This window comes from Arthrobacter sp. cf158 (assembly GCF_900106835.1).
Taxonomy (GTDB): Bacteria; Actinomycetota; Actinomycetes; order Actinomycetales; family Micrococcaceae; genus Arthrobacter.
This window is the reverse complement of sequence record NZ_FNNR01000003.1, coordinates 362,053-380,292: the sequence shown is the minus strand read 5'-3', so window position 1 is coordinate 380,292 and position 18,240 is coordinate 362,053. Positions and strand designations below refer to the sequence as shown.

General features: G+C 62.1%; 14 protein-coding genes. 10 read left to right on the top strand and 4 right to left on the bottom strand.

Annotated elements, in window-relative coordinates; all coding sequences use genetic code 11:
• The first annotated feature begins 76 nt into the window (after positions 1-76).
• Together BLW08_RS07755 and BLW08_RS07750 are read left to right on the top strand one after the other, a co-directional pair.
• On the top strand, positions 77-1,105 hold the full coding sequence (locus BLW08_RS07755) for a TerC family protein (protein WP_090821290.1): 1,029 nt from the start codon (positions 77-79) through the stop codon (positions 1,103-1,105).
• A 29-nt stretch (positions 1,106-1,134) separates the two neighbouring features.
• Positions 1,135-2,451, top strand: coding sequence for an MFS transporter (locus BLW08_RS07750; RefSeq protein ID WP_090821292.1), 1,317 nt, complete (start codon positions 1,135-1,137; stop codon positions 2,449-2,451).
• On the opposite strand, the gene BLW08_RS07745 is transcribed toward BLW08_RS07750, so the two are convergent.
• From BLW08_RS07745 to BLW08_RS07730, 4 genes are read right to left on the bottom strand one after another with little or no spacing between them, the layout of a single operon-like run.
• A complete protein-coding gene (locus BLW08_RS07745; RefSeq protein WP_091324218.1) occupies positions 2,448-3,785 on the bottom strand; it encodes an alpha/beta fold hydrolase in 1,338 nt (445 codons plus the stop codon). The two genes, BLW08_RS07750 and BLW08_RS07745, sit on opposite strands and share 4 nt — an antisense overlap.
• On the bottom strand, positions 3,778-4,320 hold the full coding sequence (locus tag BLW08_RS07740; protein WP_091324217.1) for a GNAT family N-acetyltransferase: 543 nt from the start codon (positions 4,318-4,320) through the stop codon (positions 3,778-3,780). The genes BLW08_RS07745 and BLW08_RS07740 overlap by 8 nt, the downstream gene beginning before the upstream one ends.
• Positions 4,321-4,367: 47 nt before the next feature.
• Complete coding sequence (locus tag BLW08_RS07735; RefSeq protein ID WP_091324215.1) at positions 4,368-5,741, bottom strand: CoA transferase; 1,374 nt, start codon at positions 5,739-5,741, stop codon at positions 4,368-4,370.
• A gap of 11 nt (positions 5,742-5,752) precedes the next feature.
• Positions 5,753-8,287, bottom strand: coding sequence for a DEAD/DEAH box helicase (locus BLW08_RS07730; protein ID WP_091324213.1), 2,535 nt, complete (start codon positions 8,285-8,287; stop codon positions 5,753-5,755).
• Positions 8,288-8,357: 70 nt separating this feature from the next.
• Between BLW08_RS07730 and BLW08_RS07725 the strand changes: the two genes are divergently transcribed.
• The 8 genes from BLW08_RS07725 (at position 8,358) to yvcK (ending at position 18,235) form a co-directional block, all read left to right on the top strand.
• Positions 8,358-9,155, top strand: coding sequence for a trans-aconitate 2-methyltransferase (locus tag BLW08_RS07725; RefSeq protein WP_175538613.1), 798 nt, complete (start codon positions 8,358-8,360; stop codon positions 9,153-9,155).
• A 151-nt stretch (positions 9,156-9,306) separates the two neighbouring features.
• Positions 9,307-9,687 (top strand): GntR family transcriptional regulator, encoded by a 381-nt coding sequence (locus tag BLW08_RS07720; RefSeq protein WP_090821303.1) that lies wholly within the window; start codon positions 9,307-9,309, stop codon positions 9,685-9,687.
• 65 nt (positions 9,688-9,752) lie between these two features.
• Positions 9,753-12,680, top strand: coding sequence for an excinuclease ABC subunit UvrA (gene uvrA, locus BLW08_RS07715; protein ID WP_091324212.1), 2,928 nt, complete (start codon positions 9,753-9,755; stop codon positions 12,678-12,680).
• Between the two features lie 112 nt (positions 12,681-12,792).
• Positions 12,793-13,509 carry an HAD hydrolase-like protein gene (locus BLW08_RS07710; protein WP_091324210.1) on the top strand — a complete coding sequence of 239 codons (717 nt, stop codon included), beginning with the start codon at positions 12,793-12,795 and terminating at the stop codon, positions 13,507-13,509.
• Positions 13,496-14,164: a lysophospholipid acyltransferase family protein gene (locus BLW08_RS07705; protein ID WP_091324209.1), complete on the top strand. Its 669-nt coding sequence runs from the start codon at positions 13,496-13,498 to the stop codon at positions 14,162-14,164. The genes BLW08_RS07710 and BLW08_RS07705 overlap by 14 nt, the downstream gene beginning before the upstream one ends.
• 63 nt (positions 14,165-14,227) lie before the next feature.
• Positions 14,228-16,243: an excinuclease ABC subunit UvrC gene (gene uvrC, locus BLW08_RS07700; RefSeq protein WP_090821310.1), complete on the top strand. Its 2,016-nt coding sequence runs from the start codon at positions 14,228-14,230 to the stop codon at positions 16,241-16,243.
• Between the two features lie 52 nt (positions 16,244-16,295).
• Positions 16,296-17,219 carry an RNase adapter RapZ gene (rapZ, locus tag BLW08_RS07695; protein ID WP_090821312.1) on the top strand — a complete coding sequence of 308 codons (924 nt, stop codon included), beginning with the start codon at positions 16,296-16,298 and terminating at the stop codon, positions 17,217-17,219.
• Positions 17,219-18,235, top strand: a complete 1,017-nt coding sequence (gene yvcK / locus BLW08_RS07690) for a gluconeogenesis factor YvcK family protein (RefSeq protein WP_090821314.1) — start codon at positions 17,219-17,221, stop codon at positions 18,233-18,235. The genes rapZ and yvcK overlap by 1 nt, the downstream gene beginning before the upstream one ends.
• Positions 18,236-18,240: the final 5 nt, after the last annotated feature.

Genomic DNA, 18,240 nt, shown 5'->3' with positions numbered 1-18,240 from the left:
ACATTTGCATTCACCGCACCCTGGCAGGCCGGAGAGACTTACACCGCTTTCCCGTACCCTGCGAAAGGCACCTTTAATGCAGCTTCCCGTCTGGTTTGAGGTCGGCTCCTTTGTCGTCCTCGGAATCATCCTGCTGATCGACCTCCTGTTGGTCGTCAAGCGTCCCCATGAACCTTCCATGAAGGAAGCGGGCCTCTGGGTCGGCTTCTATGTCGCCTTGGCACTGATCTTTGCAGTTGCCATGTTCTTCTTTGCCGGCCATGAATACGGCGGCCAGTTCATCGCCGGCTGGGTCACTGAGTACAGCCTCAGTATCGACAACCTGTTTGTCTTCATCATCATCATGGCCCGCTTCTCTGTGCCCCGTAAGTACCAGCAGGAAGTGCTGATGGTGGGCATCATCATCGCGCTGATCCTCCGCGGTATCTTCATCGCCCTTGGCGCTGTGGTGATCGAACAGTTCAGCTGGGTGTTCTACATCTTCGGTGCGTTCCTCTTGTGGACTGCATGGAAGCAGGCCAAGGATTCCGGCGAGGACGAAGAAGAGGGTGCCGAGAACCCGCTGATCGCCCGTCTTCGTAAAGTCCTTCCGATGTCCGAGAAGTTCGATGGCAACAAGATCCGTACCGTGGTGGAGGGCAAGAAGGTCTTCACCCCGATGCTGATCGTCTTCATCACCATCGGCCTGACCGACCTCCTGTTCGCGGTTGACTCCATCCCCGCGATCTTCGGGCTTACCCAGAGCGCGTTCATTGTGTTCACGGCCAACATCTTCGCGCTGATGGGCCTGCGCCAGCTGTACTTCCTTCTTGGTGGCCTGATGACCCGTTTGGTGTACTTGAAGCACGCACTATCCGTCATCCTGGCGTTCATCGGCGTCAAGCTGGTCTTTCATGCCATGCACGTCAATGAGCTCCCGTTCATCAACGGCGGCCACCACATCGAGTGGGCTCCGGAGATCCCCACCTACGTTTCCCTGGCGGTCATTGTTGGCACCATCATCGTGGCGGTTGTTGCCAGCCTCCTGAGTCCGGCAGCCCGCCAGGCCAAGCTCGACGCCCGTCTGGAAAAGGACGCACAAAAGAGCATGAGCGAAGCCGAGTAACTGACTCCTGGACGTTGTAGTCTCGTGAAGTGACTACCACCTCTTCTACGGCGCTGGACCCTCAACGGGTTCAGCGCCGTACTGTTTTCCTTCTTGGTTCGGCCCAGCTGCTCAGCGGTATTGGAAATGGAGCCACCCTCTCCATAGGCTCGTTGCTGGCCGTGGATCTGTCGGGTTCCGAAGCCTGGGCGGGTTCCATCACAACGGTGCTGACCTTGGCAGCAGCTGTTACGGCTTTGCCACTGGCGAGGTTGGCCGAGGCACGTGGACGGCGCGTGGGGCTGGTCACCGGGTTGCTGGCCGCAATGATGGGTGCACTGCTGGTCATCGGCTCTGTCACGGCCCAAGCATTCCCCTTGCTGTTGCTGGGCGCAGCGTTCCTGGGCCTGGGGACTGCGGCGAACCTCCAGGCGAGGTTTGCCGCCGTCGACCTCGCCGAACCGGAGCGCCGCGGACGGTCACTGTCCACAGTCGTCTGGGCCATCACCATAGGAGCTGTGGCCGGGCCCAACCTGATCCAACCGGGGGCAGCCGTGGGGGCGGCACTTGGCCTGCCGCCCATCGCTGGTCCGTTTGTCTTTTCTGCAGCAGGGCTGCTCTTGGCGGCCGTAGTCCTTTTTGCTGGTCTGAGGCCGGATCCGCTGCTGTTGTCCCGGCGCTTGGCCTCGGACGCCCTCAAGGGCGGGGACCTGGGAAATCCCCCCATCAGGGGCACCATCCGATCCGGCCTGCGAGCAGTCCGGTCATCGCCGCAGGCATTGCTGGCCCTGGCTGCCGTAGTTGCCGCCCACGGTGTCATGGTGGCCGTCATGTCCATGACACCTCTTCACTTGCAGCAGCTTGTGGGAGGAACCCACCAAGGACACCACGGCGGTACCAGCGACAGCACGGACGCCCTGGTGATCATAGGAGTGACCATTTCGCTGCACATTGCCGGGATGTTCGCTTTGTCGCCGCTGTGGGGGTGGCTGACGGATAAGGCCGGGCGCCTGCAGACCATCGCCATGGGGCACGGTCTCCTGCTGCTGGCGGTGTTCGTCGCCGGCTTCGGCCAGCACGAGCCCGTACTGGTGACTGCCGGGCTGATTCTGCTCGGGTTGGGCTGGTCCGCTGCGACTATTGCCGGCTCAACCTTGTTGGCGGAGAGCGTGGCACCCGACCAACGGGTCACCGTGCAGGGCGTATCGGATACGCTGATGGGCGCCGCCGGTGCAGTCGGCGGCGCCACCTCGGGCCTGCTTCTGGCCTGGATCGGCTACCAAGGACTGAACATCGCTTCCAGCGTGATCGCCGCTGCGGTGCTTGCTCTGGCGGCCGTCATGGGAGCGCGCCGGACCACCGGCTAGCGCGTGGCCCGCACCATACCGAAGAGGCGCCCGAAGATGCCTTCGCCATCTTCGCCGATCCCGTCATGGTGGAATTCGGAGGTCACCCAGGGTTGCAGTCCCCGCACAGCGGCAGCGGTCTCCAAGGAGAGATCGTGGTCCACGTAAATGTCGTCTTTGTACACGGCCGCAGCAGTGGGAACCGTGTTCGCAGCCAGCCGCTCGATGTCATACAACGGCTTCCAGTCCTTCTTGGCCGCCAGCCGTTCGGCCACCTCGCGCAGAGGTGAAAGCGAAGGATCCTGCTCGAAGTACCACGGATAGACCATTTCGCCCGTCAGCAAGGGCTCCTCAGCCTCCGGCGTGAACTCGGGAAAGTCCTCCAGCACACGCCATGCTGCCCAGTTTGTTGCCTCATCCTGGCCATAAATCGATTCGTGCAGAACCGCATACAGCGGGTTGCTGGCCCGGCTGACGAGTCCCCGCACCTGCTCAAGAAACGCTTCGGACAGCCGCTCACCGGACGCCGTGGTGATGAATGCGTCCTCCAGGAGGTAGTGCAGTGCGTCCACCCGGGTGTTGCCGCCCAGGTAAGATCCCACCATCTGGAACCGTTCCGGTGTCAGTCGCTCGCCGCTGGCAAGGAATTCGGGTTGCTGTTCCAGATGGCGAATGATCCGCGTGAGTTTCTCCCGGTCCTCGGGATACCACGAGAAATACTCGGCATTCCGTGCTGCCACGCGTCGGAAGGTGGCCTGGTACACACGGTCCGCTGGGCCATGGAGTGGCGCCAGCCCACCGGTGATCAGCACCTCGCGCAGTCCCTCCGGCGCGAACGACAGATACGTCAAAGCGCAGAATCCGCCAAAGCTCTGACCCAGGACCGACCACGGCGGGGAGCCCAGAACCTGCCGGATGTACTCGGCGTCGGCCACGATTGAATCTGCCCGGAAATGGGTCAGGTACTCTGCCTGGGCCGCGGCGTCTCCCTGCAGTTCCAGGGACTGCCGCTCAATGGGTGTGGACAAGCCTGTACCCCGTTGGTCGAGCATCAGGATGCGGAAGTCCTTTGCGGCGGCCTTCATCCACCCGGACAACGAGGTGACCCGGTTACCCCGCCCACCAGGTCCGCCCTGGAGGAACAGAAGCCACGGAAGCCTCGCAGCCGCTTCGGCAGAATGCTCCGTTGAAGAGTACTCGCGGGCGAAGACCTTGATGGTTTCGCTGGTACCCTGACCTTCCGCGGGCGGATGGACCAAAGGAACAGTGAAGAAGTGTTCCGCCGTTCGGAGTCCACGGAACTCGTGGCGGGCACGGACGTCATGAACAGCGGGGGAGACGTGCGGCTCAGCCACGGGCCATTGCCTCGCTGGGCTGGGTCCCGCCGGCCTGCTCGTGGCTGCCCTGGGCAGTGGCACCGCCGAATGCTTCAAGTGCACCGCCCGTCAGGCGGAACGTGGACCATTCCTCCATCGGGAAGGCACCGAGGTTCTTGTAGAAATTGATGGAGGGCTCGTTCCAGTTAAGGACACTCCATTCCACCCGAGCGTAACCGCGTTCGACGGCGGTCGCAGCCAAATGCTGCAACAGGGCCTTGCCGTGGCCCTCGCCACGGGCCTCGGGGACTACGTAGAGGTCCTCAAGGTAAATGCCGTGGACGCCCTCCCACGTGGAGTAGTTCAGGAACCAGAGCGCGAAGCCCTGCACCGTCCCGGCACTGTTTTCCGCAATCGTGGCGTACACGCGGGGGTTCCCGCCAAAGAGGACGTCAGTGAGCATCTCCGGAGTGTTCCTGACTGCGTCCGGCTCCTTCTCATAGATCGCAAGATCATGAATCATGCGCAGGATTGCAGGAACGTCTTCGACAGTGGCCGGGCGGATTACACTCATGCATTCGAGCTTACTAGGACCGCCGCGCTTCCTCCCGCCCCTGCCTGCTATTGCCACCCCAAAGCAGACGTTCCGTACCGCACGGGGGCTTTGCCGTACAGCAGGGGCTTACCGTCCACCATCAACGGCGGCCCCACATGGCGGAGCGGCCCGTAGGGGCTCGCCACCTCAAAATACTCCGGCCGGGGCGGCTGAATGGATGGGGCGGATACCGGGGCAGGAGTTAACTGGAAGAGCTCTTCTGCTGTGCGTGCCAGCGAGAGTTTCGCGGACCCACCACTCCCGGTGCTCAGCCGCTCAGCCAGCAAGGCCAAGGCTGCGGCAGCAAGCCCGTACCCAGTGGCATGGTCCAGGGCCTGGACGGGCAGCGCGCCTGGTCTCCAACCGCCGTCGTGATCCTGACCGTAGTGGTGGGCAATACCGGAGGCCGCCTGAACCAGGCTGTCGAAGCCCCGGCGCCTGCTCCATGGCCCGGTGCTTCCCCACGCCGTCAAGGCGACCACCACGGCATCCGGCCTTTCTGCCAGCAGGGCCTCGGAGCCCAAGCCGAATCTGTCCAGACCGCCGTTGCGGTACCCCGTCACGATGACGTCCGCCGTGCGGGCCAGCCTCAGAACTGCAGCCAACGCATCGGGATCTTCCAGGCTAATCTCAGCACTGCGCTTGTCGAACCCCATGTCTATGAAGGCATCGGTCAACTCTGGAAGTGCCGGTGGATCTATGCGCAGAACGTCGGCGCCCAAGGCGCCGAGCAACCGGGTGGCCGCAGGTCCGGCGATGACCCGGGTCAGGTCCAGTACCCGCAAGCCAGCCAGGGGGCGGTGCGGATCGTTCGAAGGCACCCATGACGACGGGCGCTGGCTCTCTCGCAGCCCGGCGGGACGGGACACGACCACCCAAGAACCTTCAGTGGCGGCACGGAACATGGGCGTCGCCTTCCACTCCGCCCTCGAGCGCACGGCCGCTGCCACACCCTTGTGCGCAACGATGATGTCCTCGGCTTCCTGGGACGTCATGGAGCCAAGGGTACGGTCCACATCCTGCGGGCCGGTTGCCTTGAGAGCCTTCATCAGCCGGGAAGCGTGGTGCGGGTAGTTCGCGTGAAGGCGGATCCAGCCGTCCGCGGTGGCCCGGAAGCCGGACAACGGGGCGAAACCCTGCGCCTTGCGGTCTGAGATCAGGAGATGGCCCAGCGAGTCGAAAGATGCCGCCGTCGGCCCAGCGGCCACTGAGTACCTGCCGGACGAACCCGTGAGTGCGTTAAGCGCCGTGGCTGCCAGTTGAACCGATCCCAGAGCCAGTCCTTCGACGTCCAAGGGGCCGCCCCACCATGTACGTGGACCTGTGCAGGGAGCCGGCTGCTCCCTGCGGAAAGCTTGCAACTCCTGCAGGCCGGCTGCCACGTCCGGTACGGCTTCCACGGCGACCGGGCCTACAACCTGTTGACGTCCGTGACGCGGACCACTGCGGTGCCGCTCTCATCAGATGCCGCCAAGTCCACATCGGCCGAGATACCCCAGTCGTGATGGCGCGCCGGGTCATCGAAGATCTGCCGGACCTTCCACATGCCGGGACCCTCGGTGATAATCAGGAGTCCGGGACCGCGGGCGTCGGGACCGGTCCCAATGTCGTCGTGTTCGTCGAAGTAGTCGTCCAGGACCTCTTCCCACCGTTCGGCGTCCCAGCCCGCATCGGCGTCGAGTTCGCCCAGGGCAGCGGAGTCCTCGTCCGCAAAGAGTTCAACCCTGCGGAACATCTCGTTGCGCACCATCACACGGAAGGCCCTGATGTTGGCGGTCAAGAGTGGTGGCGGGGGCGGGGGAGCGTCATGCGGCGTGGGTGCCAGCCCGGATGTGAGCTCTTCCCACTCATCCAGCAAGCTCGAATCCACTTGGCGGACCAACTCACCCAGCCACGCGATGAGGTCCTCAAGATCCTCACGGAGCGAGTCCTGGGGTACGGTCTGCCGAAGGGCCCGGAAGCCGTCCGCCAGATACCTCAGGACGATGCCCTCCGAGCGGGCCAAGCCGTAGAACTGAACGAACTCACCAAAGTTCATGGCGCGCTCGTACATGTCACGGATGATCGATTTGGGCGCGAGCTCGAAGTCGCCTACCCACGGTGCGGCCTTACGGTACACCTCAAATGCTTCGCCGAGGATCTCCGCCAAAGGCATGGGGTAGGTGACTTCATCCAGCATGGCCATGCGCTGCTCGTATTCGATGCCATCGGCCTTCATGGCGGCAACTGCCTCACCGCGGGCTTTCTTCTGTTGAGCCGAAAGAATCTGGCGCGGCTTCTCCAGCGTCGATTCGATGACTGAGACGACGTCCAAGGCGTACGACGGCGATTCCGGATCGAGCAATTCCAGCGCAGCCAGTGCAAAGGGCGAAAGCGGTTGGTTCAGGGCGAAGTTGGCCTGCAGATGGACCGTCAGGCGTACGGACCGGCCCTCCGCCTCCTGTTCCTCCTCCGGAATGCGTTCCACCACACCAGCGGCCAGCAGTTCGCGGTAGATCCCCAGCGCCTTCTTCATGAGCCGAAGCTGTGCGGGGCGGCTCTCGTGGTTCTCGCTAAGAAGGCGGCGGGTTGCCTGGAAGGGGTCTCCCGGACGCTCCATCAGGTTGAGCAACATAGCGTGCGTGACCGTGAAGCTGGAGGTCAAGGGCTCTGGTACGGATTCAACCAGACGCTTGAAGGTGGGTTCGCCCCACGACACGAAACCCTCTGGAGGCTTCTTCTTCACCACTTGGCGCAACTTCTTCTGGTCATCGCCAAACTTGGCGGTTGCCTTCGCCATGGCCTTGGTATTTTCCACCACGTGATCGGGCGCCTGGACAACCACGGTGCCCGCGGTATCGTAGCCGGCACGGCCGGCACGTCCGGCAATCTGGTGAAACTCGCGGGAGTTAAGAGACCTGGTGCGTACGCCGTCGTACTTGCTCAAAGCGGTCAGCAGCACTGTCCGGATGGGCACATTGATGCCCACCCCCAGAGTGTCTGTACCGCAGATGACCTTCAGGAGCCCGGCTTGGGCAAGCTGCTCCACCAGACGGCGGTACTTGGGCAGCATTCCTGCGTGATGGACGCCAATTCCGTGGCGGACCAACCTGTTGAGGGTTTTCCCGAATCCAGCGGCAAACCTGAACCCTGCGATCAGTTCCGCGATGCGGTCCTTCTCCGCGCGGCTGCACATGTTGATGCTCATGAGATTCTGCGCACGCTCAATGGCTTCTGCCTGGCTGAAGTGCACCACATAGACGGGAACCTGCTTGGTGGAAAGCAGTTCCTCAAGTGTCTCGTGCACAGGGGTCAGGTGGTAGTAGTGGTGCAGCGGAATGGGACGTTCGGCGGAGCTCACAGTCGTGGTGGTCCGGCCCGTCAACTCAGTCAGTCCTGTTTCGAAACGGCTCACATCTCCCAAGGTGGCTGACATCAGGAGAAACTGCGCTTGGGGGAGTTCCAACAAGGGAACCTGCCAGGCCCAACCGCGCTGAGGGTCTGAGTAGAAATGGAACTCATCCATGATGACGGAACCGAGTTCAGCCGATGCGCCTTCGCGGAGGGCAATGTTGGCGAGGATCTCCGCCGTACAGCAAATAATGGGGGCGTCCTGGTTTACCCCGGAATCACCCGTGATCATGCCTACGTTCTCGGCGCCGAAGATGTCGCAGAGCGCAAAGAACTTTTCCGACACCAAAGCCTTGATGGGGGCCGTGTAATAGCTCCGCTGACCGCGTGCCATCGCCTCAAAATGGGCTGCAATGGCCACCAGCGATTTTCCGGAACCTGTGGGGGTGGCGAGGATGACGTTGGCACCGGAAGCGAGTTCCATGATCGCTTCGTCCTGCGCTGGATACAGCTGCAGCCCGCGGCTCTCCGTCCACTGCACGAACCGTGTGTAGATTTCGTCCGGGTCCAACGGGCCGGTGGCGGTGGAACCGGGGAGCTGCTCAAGAAGTTTCATTGGTTTCCAGCTTAGTGCCCGCACGGTTTAGGCTCGGCCCAGCAGCGAAGCCAGATCCGAGGAGGCTCTAATGAAGTGGGATCCGAACAAATATGTGGAGTTCGGCAATCATCGTGACCGGCCATTCCATGACCTCCTCGGAAGGGTCCAGTCCAGCGGGCCCAGGAAGGTGGTGGATCTCGGTTGTGGTCCCGGAAACCTGACCGCCACGTTGACAGAGCGCTGGCCGGATGCCCGCGTGATGGGCATTGATTCGTCGGAGGAGATGCTGCTCCAGGCTGAGTCGCTGGTCAAAGCGACCACTAGCGGGGAGCAGTCCGGCAGACTGGAGTTCGCGCAAGGCGACATTGCAACGTGGGCACCGGATGCCGATACCGATGTTGTTGTCACCAATGCCGCGCTTCAGTGGGTGCCGGGCCACCAGGAGATGTTGGGGGGATGGTTGCGCTCGCTTAAACCTGGTGCATGGTTTGCCCTGCAGGTCCCCGGGAATTTCACGTCGCCGTCCCACACACTCATGCGCCAACTGGCCGAGTCACCCCAATGGGCGTCACGGTTGAACGGCGTGCTGCGGCATGACGATGCAGTAGGCAGTCCTGCGGACTACTTGGGCATCATGCTCGACGCCGGCTGCTCGGCTGACGCGTGGGAGACCACCTATCAGCAGGTACTGCCGGGCGAGGACCCGGTCCTGCAGTGGGTCCGCGGTACGGGGCTTCGACCGGTCCTGGCGGCCCTGTCCCGGGAGGAGTCAGCCGACTTCGAACAGGAGTACTCGGCGATGCTGCGTGAGGCCTATCCGGCCACAGCCCACGGAACGGTCTTTTCCTTCCGGCGGATTTTTGCCGTGGCACGAAAGAACGCATGAGCGACGCCGCAGCTTCTCTTCCCGCAGCGAGGGCTTTGGTGCGCCGGGATGGCTTGTTCCGTAGCGGAGTCGCTGGTCTAATTCTCGGCATGGACCAAGGACGCTTCGAACAACAAACGCCTCATGTGGCGGCACTCCGTCGGGGCGAATCATGACCCCCGCAGGAGAATTCCCAGGCACATGGCGCCCCAATACCGGCAGCGCGGTGGCGCTGTTCGAGCAACTGAGGCTGCGGATCATAGAACTCGCCGACTCCGGTGTCCTGGCTGTAGGAGCAAAGCTTCCGCCGGTACGCAATCTGGCAGGTGTCCTGGATGTCGCGCCCCACACGGTGGCGCGGGCATACAAGGAACTGGAAGCAGCGGGTGTTGTGGCTACCCGCGGCCGCAACGGCACGGTGGTGTGTGCGAGGGACGACCGCTGGGGGGCCCTGGCGGATGTCGCTGCACAGTATGCGGCCGCTGCGAAGGCCCAGGGTGCTTCATTCGCTGAAGCGGTGCAGCTTCTTGCGGCAGCCTACGACGCCGATTGATACCGATCAGTAGCGTGTGAGGCACGACATGGAAATTCGAAGAAGTTTTCGATTAGCATTGGTAAGTGCCCAAAGCCTTAGCTGAAGATACCGCCATCGAATCGTCCAACCGCGTCCCTGCAGTTCCTGAGACCAAACCCGCGAGGCCGGACCTGTCGCGGCTTGTGGTCAAGGGCGCCCGGGAACACAACCTTCGCAATGTGGACCTGGACCTTCCCCGCGACGCCATGATCGTGTTTACGGGACTCTCTGGTTCCGGAAAGTCCTCCCTGGCTTTCGACACCATCTTCGCCGAAGGCCAGCGTCGGTACGTGGAGTCGCTGTCCGCCTACGCGCGCCAGTTCCTCGGCCAGGTGGATAAACCGGACGTGGACTTCATCGAGGGCTTGTCCCCGGCTGTCTCCATCGACCAGAAGTCAACCAGTAAGAACCCACGGTCAACCGTGGGCACTATCACCGAGATCTACGACTACATGCGGTTGTTGTGGGCCCGCGTTGGTCGTCCACACTGCCCCGTCTGTGGTGAGCCAATCGCCCGCCAGACGCCCCAGCAGATCGTGGATCAGCTCCTGGAACTGGAGACGGGCACCCGCTTCCAGGTCCTGGCCCCTGTTGTCCGTGGGCGCAAAGGCGAGTTTGTGGACCTGTTCAAGGAACTCACAGCCAAGGGTTACTCCCGGGCACGCGTCGATGGCGAACTGGTTCAGCTGAGCCAGCCTCCCAAGCTGGGCAAACAGTTCAAGCACACCATTGAAGTTGTGGTCGACCGCCTGGTGGTGAAGGAAGACATCAGCCAGAGGCTAACCGATTCTGTGGAGACAGCGCTCGGTTTGGCTGAAGGCCGCGTATTGGTCGAGTTCGTCGATCTCGAGGCCGGAGACCCGGAACGAATCAGGGCTTTCTCTGAGAATCTCGCGTGCCCCAATGAGCACCCCTTGGCGATCGACGAGATCGAGCCCCGCTCATTTTCCTTCAACAACCCCTTCGGCGCCTGCTCTGCCTGCAGTGGCATCGGTACCAAGCTTGAAGTTGATGAAGAACTCATCATTCCCAACCCTGAGCTTTCACTGGGTGAGGGTGCCATTGCCCCGTGGTCGCTGGGCACCGCGACCACCGAGTACTGGAACCGCCTCCTTGAGGGCCTGGCCCACGAACTCGGCTTCTCCATGAAGACCTCCTGGGAGAAACTCCCCAAGGAAGTCCGCAATACTGTGCTTCATGGCAAGGACCATAAGGTTGTTGTCCAGTACAAGAACCGATTTGGCCGTGAGCGCAAGTACAGCACCGGCTTCGAAGGTGCCATCCAGTACGTCCACCGGAAGCACGGTGAAACCGACTCTGAGTGGGCCCGGGACCGGTACGAAGAGTACATGCGCCAGATTCCCTGCCCTGAGTGCAACGGTGCGCGCCTCAACCCGGCGTCGTTGTCAGTGCTCATCAACGGAAAGTCGATCGCCGAGGTTGCGGCCTTGCCCATGCGGGAGTGCGCAGAGTTCCTGGGGAGTCTGACCCTGACAAACCGGGAAGCCCAGATCGCCAACCAGGTCCTGAAGGAGATCCAGGCCCGCCTGACCTTCCTCTTGGATGTCGGCTTGGAGTACCTGAATCTTGAGCGTCCCTCCGGCACTTTGTCGGGTGGTGAAGCCCAGCGGATCCGACTGGCCACCCAGATCGGCTCGGGCCTGGTGGGAGTGCTGTACGTCCTTGACGAGCCGTCCATCGGACTGCACCAGAGGGACAACCGCCGGCTCATTGAAACCCTTACCCGCCTCCGGGACCTCGGCAACACCCTCATCGTGGTGGAGCATGACGAAGACACCATCCATGAGGCCGACTGGGTGGTGGACATCGGACCGGGCGCCGGAGAGCACGGCGGCCAGGTGGTGCACTCCGGAACCTATAAGGAGCTCTTGGAAAACACAGAGTCACTGACGGGGGACTACCTCTCCGGACGCCGGAAGATCGACATCCCCACCAAGCGGCGCAAGTACGACAAAAAGCGCGAGCTCAAGGTTGTTGGTGCCCGGGAGAACAACCTTAACAACGTTGACGCTACCTTCCCCCTGGGACTCTTCACCGCCGTCACCGGCGTGAGCGGGTCAGGCAAGTCCACCCTGGTCAATGAGATCCTTTACAAGGTCCTTGCCAACAAGCTCAATGGTGCCAAGCAAGTGGCTGGCCGGCACCGGACAGTTGCGGGTTTGGAGCATCTGGACAAGGTGGTCCACGTTGACCAAAGTCCTATTGGCCGCACGCCGCGTTCCAACCCGGCAACTTATACCGGCGTGTTTGACAACATCCGCAAGCTCTTCGCGGAGACAACCGAGGCCAAGGTCCGTGGCTATCAGCCCGGTCGGTTCTCCTTCAACGTCAAGGGTGGTCGTTGCGAAGCATGTTCGGGCGACGGCACGCTGAAGATTGAAATGAACTTCCTGCCGGACGTCTATGTTCCGTGCGAGGTGTGCCACGGGGCCCGGTACAACCGGGAGACCCTTGAAGTTCATTACAAGGGCAAAACCATCGCGGATGTGCTCAATATGCCGATCGAGGAAGGCGCAGAGTTCTTTGCCGCTTTCACACCGATCGCCAGGCACCTTAACACCTTGGTGGACGTCGGTCTTGGCTATGTCCGGCTGGGCCAGCCGGCCACCACGCTCTCTGGTGGTGAGGCACAAAGGGTGAAGCTCGCAGCCGAACTTCAGAAGCGCTCCAACGGGCGCAGCATCTACGTCCTGGACGAGCCCACCACCGGACTGCACTTTGAGGACATCAGGAAGTTGCTCATGGTTCTCCAGGGCCTGGTGGACAAGGGCAATACCGTCATCACCATTGAGCACAACCTGGACGTCATCAAGTCAGCGGACTGGATCGTGGACCTGGGTCCCAACGGCGGTTCGGGTGGCGGAAAGATCGTAGCCACAGGAACTCCGGAACAGGTGGCTAAATCCACTGACAGCCATACGGCGACGTTCCTGGCTGAGATTCTGGGTTAGCTGCCGCAAGGCAGCCAAAAGACCGTCGAGGGAATATCTCCGAGACCCTGGAAGTATTCCAGTAGCGGCATGCGAGTTTCAGGCATGCCGCTACTCGTGAGAAACTAACCCGGTGACTCAAACAACGGTGCCCGTAATATTCGATCTGGACGGCACCCTTGTCGATCCAGCAGGCGGTATCACGGGAGGCATTTCCGCGGCTCTCCGGGAAATGGATCTCCCGGTCCCGGAACAATCCGTCCTGAATTCCATGGTGGGTCCCAAGCTCAGTGATTCGCTGCTGCATTTGGCGAACGTCCCCAGCGAATTGGTGGATGAAACCATTGAGCGGTATCGGTGCCATTACAAGGAAACGGGTATCGGCCAAAGCACGTTGTATCCGGGAATCTACGAGCTCCTGGAATTCTTTGCTGAATCCGGCCGGCCTGTGGCAGTTGCTACCCAGAAGCCCCAGTCCATAGCGTGCCTGGTCCTGGAGCACCATGGGATCGCCGATTTCTTTGTCTCCATCCGTGGAGCGGCTGATGACGAATCCCTGGGGGCCAATACTGCGTCGGGGAAAGTAGAGATCGTGGGTGCTGCACTCGCAGACCTCCATTCCCAACCGGCCGTGATGGTGGGGGACCGGCACCAGGACGTCGCGGGCGCCATGGCGAACGGGCTGGACTGCATCGGCGTCACCTGGGGGTTCGCGCCGGATGGTGAACTCGAAGAAGCCGGAGCAGTCGCCGTTGTGTCAACCACAGGTGAGCTGCGCACCAAAATTGAAGAACTTGACGCTGTCCGCACGGCAGCCCTGAGCGAGGTACAAAACGATGGCAGTCTTTGATGCGATCCGATGGACTACCCGAGGCCTGATCTCCTCCACATGCCGTCCCACCGTCATTGGCCTGGAGAACGTCCCCAAGGACGGGCCTTTCATTGTTGCCCCCAACCACCTGTCCTTTTTGGACAGCGTGATTGTTCAGGCATTGATGCCCCGCCCGGTGGCTTTCTTCGCCAAGGCCGAGTACTTCACCACCAAGGGCGTCAAGGGCGCCGTGATGAAGTCCTTCTTTGAGGCAGTGGGCTCCATTCCTGTGGAGCGTGGGGAGCAGGCAGCCAGTGTGCAGGCGCTCAAGACCCTGCTGGACATCCTCGAAGCGGGCAAGGGCATCGGTATCTACCCTGAGGGCACCCGCTCACGGGACGGGATCCTCTACCGTGGACGCACCGGCGTGGGGTGGCTTGCCCTGACCACTGGTGCGCCCGTGATCCCCGTGGGACTGATCGGCACCGAGAAGCTGCAGCCAGCGGACAAGAATGCCGTACGCCCCCAGCACTTCACCATGAAGGTCGGCGAGCCGCTTTACTTTGATAAGACCGGGCCGGATCATTCATTGCCCGCGCGCCGTGAGGTCACAGACAAGATCATGGACGCCATTGCAGTGCTCAGTGGTCAGGAACGGTCCAGCAGCTACAACCAGAGCAAGTCGGTGGACTAGGCGTTCAGCGTCGTCTGCAGTGGTGTGGCGTTGGGTGTCTGTCCGGTTCACTAGACTGGGAACGTGGCAGATCCAGCAAGTTACCGGCCCCAAACGGGTGAAATTCCCACCACCCCGGGCGTCTATCGTTTCCGCGACCCCCATGGCCGGGTCATCTATGTGGGCAAGGCAAAAAACCTTCGCTCCAGGCTGAACTCATATTTCGCCAACCCGGCTGGGCTGCTTCCCAAAACGCACGCAATGGTCCACGCAGCCAGCAGTGTCGAGTGGACCATGGTGGGCAGCGAGCTGGAATCGCTGCAGTTGGAATACACGTGGATCAAGGAATTCAAACCGCGATTCAATGTTGTGTTTCGCGACGACAAGACCTACCCCTACCTCGCTGTCACCATGGCGGAGAAATTTCCCCGCGTTCAGGTCATGCGCGGCGAACGCAGGAAGGGCACGCGGTACTTCGGCCCGTACACAGCTGGCGCCATCCGCGAGACGATGGATACCCTGCTGCGGGTTTTCCCGGTACGGAGTTGCAGTGCGGGCGTTTTCAAGCGCGCGGAATCCAGCGGACGGCCCTGCCTCCTGGGATACATCGACAAATGCTCGGCCCCTTGCGTTGGCCGTGTCACTCCGGATGAACACCGGGACCTTGCGGAGGATTTCTGTTCCTTCATGGGTGGCGAAGCCAAACGGTTCATCAGCCGGCTTGAAAAGGACATGGCGGCAGCGGTAGCCGATCTCGATTATGAACGCGCAGCCGGCCTCAGGGACGACATCATTGCTTTGCGGAAGGTCTTTGAACGCAACGCCGTGGTCCTCGCCGAGGACACCGATGCAGACGTCTTCGCCCTGCATGACGACGAATTGGAAGCCTCCGTGCAGGTCTTCCATGTACGCGGTGGCCGCGTCCGGGGCCAGCGTGGCTGGGTTGTGGAAAAGGTGGAGGACGCCACCACGCCGGAACTCATCGAACACTTGCTGCAACAGGTCTACGGTGAAGACAGCGAAGTCCAGGGCCGGATCCCACGGGAAGTCCTGGTACCGGAAAACCCGAGCAACCACGCCGAACTCAGCGAGTGGTTAGGGGGACTCCGCGGCGCCAAGGTGGATATCCGCGTACCGCAGCGCGGTGACAAGGCAGCGCTCATGTCCACTGTCCGCGAAAACGCCGAGCAAGCCCTCAAACTGCACAAGACGCGCCGCGCCGGAGACATCACCGTCCGTTCCGTGGCACTCCAGGAGCTACAGGAAGCTTTGGAAATTCCGGTGCCGCTGCTTCGCATCGAATGCTTTGATATTTCCCACGTCCAAGGCACCAACGTGGTGGCATCCATGGTGGTGGTGGAAGACGGACTCCCGAAGAAGTCCGATTACCGCAAGTTCTCCATTACGGGCCCGGCTGCGGCCGATGACACCGCGGCCATGCACGACGTCCTGACGCGTAGGTTCCGGCACTACCTCACAGACAAGGCCGCCCAGGTCCCCGTCGTCTCGGGCGAGATCGTCAATCCGACGCGAGCCGGGGCCCGGAGCGCGGGTGACGCGCCGACGTCGGACCCTTCCATGCCGGCACCCAAGGCGAAGTTCGCCTATCCGCCAAACCTGGTGGTGGTGGACGGTGGCCAACCGCAGGTCAATGCTGCTGCCCGCGCCCTGGCGGCGCTGGGAATCGACGACGTTTATGTCGTGGGCCTCGCCAAACGGCTGGAGGAGGTCTGGCTTCCCGACAGCGATTTCCCCGTCATTTTGCCCAGGACATCGCAAGGCCTGTATCTCCTGCAGCGGATTCGCGACGAAGCCCACCGCTTCGCCATCACGTTCCACCGGCAGAAGCGCGGAAAGGCCATGACGGTCTCGGCCTTGGACGGTGTACCGGGTTTGGGGGAAGCCAAGCGCAAGGCCCTGGTGGCGCACTTTGGTTCGCTGAAGAAGATCAAGGCAGCGTCTGTGGAAGAACTCACGTCCGCCAAGGGAATCGGGCCAGCGTTGGCCGCTGCCGTGGTCCAGCACCTCGGTACCACGGATGACGCTGGAGAAACGGTTCCCGCTGTCAATATGACCACCGGCGAAATCCTTGAATCTTAGCTAGGGTAAGAACTTGCTGTAATGACCATTCCGAACGAAACGGGGACACTTGATGGAAGAGGCAACGGCAGGGTCCGGCACGGAGCAGGACGGCCTCACGCCCGTCAAGCCACCGGAGGCGGAACTGCTGGTCGTGACCGGCATGTCGGGGGCAGGGCGCAGCACGGCCTCTGATGCACTGGAGGACCACGGCTGGTACGTCGTGGATAACCTCCCGCCGCAAATGCTGGGCACCCTGGCTGAAATCGTGTCGCATGCTCCGAAATCAATCCCCAAACTTGCCGTGGTGGTGGACGTCCGCAGCAAGGACCTCTTCACCGATATCCAGACGGCCCTGGGAGCCCTCAGCGCCAGCGGAATCACCTTCCGGGTGCTTTTCCTGGACGCCAACGACGACGTCCTGGTTCGCCGGTTCGAGCAGGGTCGCCGCCCACACCCGTTGCAGGGTGGGGGCAGGATCCTTGATGGCATTGGGATCGAGCGTGAGGTCCTGCGGGAGCTGCGCGAACACGCCGACGTCGTCCTGGACACCTCGGACTTCAACGTCCACGGCCTTGCCACGGCCATCACTGAACTGTTCAGCGACACAGGTCCTGTAACGCTCCGCCTCAACGTGATGAGCTTTGGGTTCAAATACGGACTACCGGTGGATGCCAACTTCGTGGCCGACGCCCGCTTCATTCCCAACCCGCACTGGGTCCCCAAACTACGGCCGCATACGGGGCTGGACGAAGACGTCAGTGACTACGTGCTCGGCGCCAACGGCGTGCACGAATTCGTGGACCGGTATGTCCGGGCTCTGGAGCCCGTACTGGACGGCTACCGCCAGGAAAACAAGCACTACGCAACACTGGCTGTTGGCTGCACTGGCGGAAAACACCGATCGGTGGCTGTCGCCGTCGAACTCTCCAAGCGCCTGGCGCAGTACCCGCGTGTCACCGTGACCACCACCCACCGAGACCTGGGACGCGAGTAGTGGGCGTCCTCACGGGACCGTTGCCGCTGATCCCGCCCAAGGGCGTCCCTGGCAGTCAGCAAGAGAAGAGCCCCTCGGTGGTTGCCCTGGGCGGCGGGCACGGGCTGGCAGCTTCGCTTTCTGCCCTGCGGCTGCTCACTTCGGAGCTGACGGCAATCGTCACAGTAGCGGACGACGGCGGTTCTTCCGGGCGTCTCAGGGACGAGTACGGCGTCCTCCCGCCAGGAGACCTGCGGATGGCGTTGAGTGCCCTGTGTGACGACACCGACTGGGGCCGGACCTGGCGTGATGTGATGCAGCACCGCTTCGACGCCGGGACGGCCAAAGGTGGATCCCTGGACCACCACGCCATGGGCAACTTGCTGATCGTTACGCTGTGGGAGCTCCTGGGCGACACCGTCGCCGGCCTGAAATGGGCCGGCGCGTTGTTGGGCGCACGGGGTCAGGTGCTGCCCATGTCCAGCGTTCCTCTCACCATCGAAGGTCAGGCGCACGTCGAGTTGCCTGGCGGCGGCCAGCAGTTGCAGACCGTCCGGGGGCAGGCAAAGTGCGCAGTGGCGGGGAAGCTGGAGGATGTCCGGCTCCTGCCCGAAGACGCCCCTGCCTGCACTGAAGCGTTGACAGCCATCGAATTGGCCGATTGGGTCATCCTGGGGCCCGGATCCTGGTACACGTCCGTGCTGCCACATTTACTTCTTCCCGAGCTGCGGCAAGCCCTGGGTGACACCGCTGCCAAGCGGTGCCTCACCATGAACCTTGATGTGGAAACCAAGGAAACCTCAGGCATGTCGGCGGCCGACCATCTGGATGTCCTGCGCCGCTACGCGCCTGAGTTCAGTGTGGACGTGGTCCTTGCCGATCCCGCTGCGATCCAGGATCTCAGGGCTTTCGAGAAGGCTGCGGGGATGATCGGTGCTGAAGTGGTGTTGGGTAGAGTAGGGGCGTCGAGGCGCCGCCCCGTCCATGATCCCCTGCTGCTGGCAGCGGCGTACCACGATATTTTCGGGAACAGTTAGGAACA